This is a genomic window from Gordonia sp. (in: high G+C Gram-positive bacteria) (assembly GCF_020438995.1).
Lineage (GTDB): Bacteria > Actinomycetota > Actinomycetes > Mycobacteriales > Mycobacteriaceae > Gordonia.
Window position 1 is genome coordinate 1 of the sequence record NZ_JAGQTN010000201.1, and the last position, 4,447, is coordinate 4,447.

4 protein-coding genes and 1 pseudogene are annotated in these 4,447 nt (G+C 66.9%); 3 read left to right on the forward strand and 2 right to left on the reverse strand.

Annotated features, from left to right (window positions below; translation table 11 throughout):
• Nucleotides 1-1,497: type VII secretion AAA-ATPase EccA (gene eccA / locus KDB67_RS14665; protein WP_291016995.1), on the forward strand; the 1,497-nt coding region annotated here is incomplete at its 5' end.
• Here eccA and KDB67_RS14670 read toward each other — a convergent pair.
• Together KDB67_RS14670 and cysC are read right to left on the reverse strand one after the other, a co-directional pair.
• The gene (locus tag KDB67_RS14670; protein WP_291016997.1) at nt 1,488-2,258 is read right to left on the reverse strand and encodes a 3'(2'),5'-bisphosphate nucleotidase CysQ; all 771 of its coding nucleotides are present in this window, start codon (nt 2,256-2,258) and stop codon (nt 1,488-1,490) included. The two genes, eccA and KDB67_RS14670, sit on opposite strands and share 10 nt — an antisense overlap.
• 10 nt (nt 2,259-2,268) lie before the next feature.
• A pseudogene (gene cysC, locus KDB67_RS14675) lies at nt 2,269-2,847 on the reverse strand (adenylyl-sulfate kinase); the annotation flags it as partial.
• Between the two features lie 139 nt (nt 2,848-2,986).
• Between cysC and KDB67_RS14680 the strand changes: the two are divergent.
• Nucleotides 2,987-3,916 (forward strand): enoyl-CoA hydratase, encoded by a 930-nt coding sequence (locus tag KDB67_RS14680; protein WP_291017018.1) that lies wholly within the window; start codon nt 2,987-2,989, stop codon nt 3,914-3,916.
• A gap of 1 nt (nt 3,917) precedes the next feature.
• On the forward strand, nt 3,918-4,447 hold a 530-nt coding region (locus KDB67_RS14685), incomplete at its 3' end, for an acyl-CoA dehydrogenase family protein (protein ID WP_291017021.1).

Here is a 4,447-nt window from a genome sequence, read left to right on the forward strand (position 1 = left end):
ATCGACTATCCGCTCGCCGATGCCCTCGAAGCCACCGCCGCATATGCGGCGACTCTCGTCCGGGGCAGCGATCCGGCCGGTGCCGACGACGTGTTGTCACAGGTAGCGGACAATATCCCGATCATCGACCTGGTCCGCGGGGTGCTGCAGTTCGCCACCGGCCGGTGGAATCACGTACTGACAACGCTGTCACCAGCAGCGGCGTGGCCCGATCCGGTGCTGGGCTGCGCAGCACAATTCATGACCGGCACCGCGTGCGTGCAACTCGGCATGTTCGACGAGGGGATGCGGCAGCTGTCCGATGTGCTCTCCGGACCCGTTCCGGCCCTGGCCACCCAGGCCCTGTTCACCACCGGGATGGCGTTGCGTGAACAGGGCCAGGAAACCGAGGCGCTGAGCCGGTTTCAGCAGGTCTACGCCCGCGACCCGGGCTTCGGCCCGGCCACCGACGCGCTGCGGTCACCCGCGTACCGGCTCGTGATCACCAGTGCCACCGACATCGATGCCCGTATCGACCCGTGGACCCCCGACCCACCCGCCGCGACGGAAGCCGACGGCGAGCCCGCGGCGAGCCACGCCGGAACCGACGACGACCTGGTGGATCGGGCCCAGCGCCGGCTCGACACGCAGATCGGGCTCGACGAGGTGAAACTGCAAGTGGCCAAGCTGCGTTCTGCGGCGACGATGGCACGGTTGCGTTCTGATCGCGGCCTGTCGACGGCGGCACGCAGCCTGCATCTGGCGTTCACCGGCCCACCCGGCACCGGCAAGACCACCGTCGCCCGCATCGTCGCCGCCATGTACTGCGGGCTGGGATTCATCAAGTCCGACAAGGTCGTCGAGGTCGGCCGCGGCGATCTGGTCGGCCAGCATCTGGGCAGCACCGCCATCAAGACCTCCGAGGTGATCGACTCCGCACTCGACGGGGTGCTGTTCATCGACGAGGCATACACGCTTATCCAGGAAGGACTTTCCGGTGGCGACGCGTTCGGCCGGGAGGCCGTCGACACGCTACTGGCGCGGATGGAAAACGACCGCGACCGGCTGGTGGTGATCATCGCCGGTTACGACGACGAAATCGACCGCTTTCTCGGCGCCAATGACGGTCTGGCATCACGGTTTTCGCGGCGCATCCGGTTTGCTTCGTACTCCCCCACCGAATTGGCCGACATCGGTTCGCACATCGCCGCCGGCCGCGATTCAGCCCTCACCACCGACGCCCTGGTGGAACTCGAACGGGCCTGTGCCGCGCTGTGTTCCGAGATTCGCCCGACCGCTTCAGGATTGCGCCGCGGCATCGACATCGTCGGCAACGGCCGGTTCATCCGCAACGTCATCGAAACCGCCGAGGAAGAACGCGAATTCCGGCTCTCCGACCGCGACGATCTCGGCACCCTTACCCACGAGGATCTCATGTGCATCGACGCCGCCGACATCCGCGCGGCGCTGGCGCAACTCACCGGACAAAGCCGAACACCCGAATTCAGTTACGAATAGCGGGAAGTCACCCCGACGATAGCGTCGGTCAACTCGGGCCGACAGATGATCAGGTCCGGCAGGTAGGTGTCGTCGTTGTTGTAGACCAGCTGCGAACCGTCGATGCGGCCGCACCACAGGCCCTGTGCCTGCGCCACCGCGACCGGCGCCGCCGAATCCCATTCGTACTGCCCGCCTGCATGTACATACGCCGCGGCCTCGCCGCGCACGACGGCCATGGCTTTGGCCCCGGCCGACCCCAGCGGCGCGACCACACCACCGACGGCCTCGGCGACCACGTCCGAGAAGGCGGGCGGACGGGACCCGCTCACCACCACGCGCAGCCGGTCATCGGCGGGAGGCGGAAGCAGACCGGCGACAGGCTCGATAGGTGCGTCGTCATCGACATAGGTGATGCCGAGCGCGGGCAGGGCCACCGCCCCGGCGATCAACCGGCCCGCCGACCACAACGCCACATGCACGGCCCAGTCCGAATGACCCGGCGTCCGGTACTCGCGGGTCCCGTCGAGCGGGTCGACGATCCACACCCGCGACGCCGTGAGCCTGCGCTTGTCGTCGGTGGATTCCTCGGACAGCACGAGATCACCGGGGCGGTCGGCGGCCAGCCGCGACAGCAGCAGGTCATTGGCGCGCAGGTCGCCCGCGTCCCCGAGTTCCTTGCCCGACAGCCCACTGTCCGAGCGCACTTGCAGCAACAACTGTCCGGCTGCGGTGGCCAGCTCGCCCGCCAGCGCCCGATCGTCAAGACGTTCCGATGACACCGATTCTCCTTCAGCGGTTGCGGCCCAGACCCAGCCGGTCGAGCACGGACTCGGCGACCTCGGTCGGTGTTCCGTCGGCCGGGGTGACGACGATGTTCGCGTGCTGGGGCGCCTCGTACGGCGAGTCTATTCCGGTGAAATGCGGAATCTCCCCGCGCCGCGCACGCGCGTACAGCCCCTTGGGGTCCCGTCGCTCGCACTCGGTGATCGGTGTGTCGAGAAAGATCTCGTGAAACGGCAGGCCACGTTCGGCGTGAATCTCGCGTGCGCGTTGTCGTTCGGAGGCGAACGGGCTGATCAGCCCCACAATCGCGATAGCGCCGGAGTCGGCGAACAACGCCGCGACCTCGCTGGTGCGGCGGATGTTCTCGCGGCGATCGTCGTCGGAGAAACCCAGATCGGAGTTCAAACCATGGCGGAGATTATCGCCGTCCATCAGGTACGCGGGCGCTCCCGCGGCGACGAGGCACCGCTCCAGCTCGATGGCCAGCGACGACTTGCCCGACCCGGACAGCCCGGTCAGCCACAGCGTCGCGCCCTGATGCGGTCGTTGCGAACGAGAGACCTTGCTCGACTGCCAGACGATATTGCCGCCCGAGCCGGTCATGCGGGAATCCTTCCGCCGGTCCGTCGCTTCACCCCATGACTGTGACACAGCGACGCCGCTGGGACGAAGCCGAAGCGGCCCGACCTACCAACCAAGCACTTGCTAGGTTACGCTCGGGAGCATGAGTGAAAGCGTCATTCCCCCCGCGCTGGGTCGCGACGATCTCGGCCCGGACACCACTCCCGTCGCGTACGAGACGGGCGGACCCGACGGCGCGGTCGCCTATGTGACGCTGAACCGGCCCGAGTACCGCAACGCCCAGAACTCGGTGATGACGTACTCGTTGGACGCCGCGTTCGGCAAGGCCGTGGACGACGCGTCGGTGAAGGTCATCGTGCTGCGGGCCAACGGCAAGCATTTCTCGGCCGGCCACGACATCGGCACCCCCGAACGCGACTTCGACACCTTCTACGACAACGTGGCCACGCTGCATTGGGATCACACCGATAAGCAAGGTGCCGATCAGCGGCTGGCACGGGAGATCGAGGTGTACATGGGGATGTGCCGGCGCTGGCGCGACATCCCCAAACCGGTGATCGCGCAGGTGCATGGCGCATGCATCGCGGGCGGGCTGATGCTGGCCTGGATCTGTGACTTCATCGTCGCCTCCGACGACGCGTTCTTCTCCGATCCGGTGGCACGCATGGGCATTCCGGGGGTCGAATACTTCGCCCACGCCTTCGTCCTCGGCCCGCGCCGCGCCAAGGAGATCCTGATGACCGGCGACCGGTTCACCGCCGCACAGGCCGCTGACTGGGGCATGGTCAATCATGTTGTGCCGCGCGACGATCTGGCCGGCAAGGTCGATGAGCTCGCCGCCAAGATGGTGGCGATGCCGATGCAGGGACTGTTCCTGTCCAAGAAGGCCGTCAACATCTGCGAGGACAATATGGGTCTGCGCAATTCGATGGATTCGGTGTTCGGCTGGCATCACTACGCCCACGCCGCCAATTCCGAGGCCTCGGGCGGGGATTCACTCGGCGGTATGGATGCCAAGTCCATGAAGGCTTCGGCTACAGCGGCTTCGGCAACCACGGCTTCGGGGAACTGAGATGGATCTGCTTTTCGATTCCGCCGCGGACGAATTTCGCGCCGAGGTCCGCGCCTGGCTGACCAAACACGCGCCCCGCACCGCACTGCCGTCGATGGACACCGCCGCAGGCTTTGAGGCGCACCGCGAGTGGGAGGCGACGATGGCCGCCGACCGTATGTCGGTGGTGAGCTGGCCGGAAGAATACGGCGGCCGGAACGCTCCCCTGCTGCACTGGGTGATCTTCGAGGAGGAGTATTTCCGGTCGGGCGCCCCGGGCCGGGTCAGCCAGAACGGTATCTTCCTGCTCGCCCCAACGCTTTTCGAACACGCGTCGAAGGCTCAGCTGGACCGGATCATGCCGCGGATGGCCCGCGCCGACGACATCTGGGGCCAGGCGTGGAGTGAGCCCGAGTCGGGCAGCGACCTGGCATCGCTCCGTTCAACGGCCACCCGCACCGAGGGCGGCTGGCTGCTCAACGGCCAGAAGACGTGGAGTTCGCGGTCGAGCTTCGCAGACTGGGCGTTCGGACTATTCCGCTCCGACAGGGA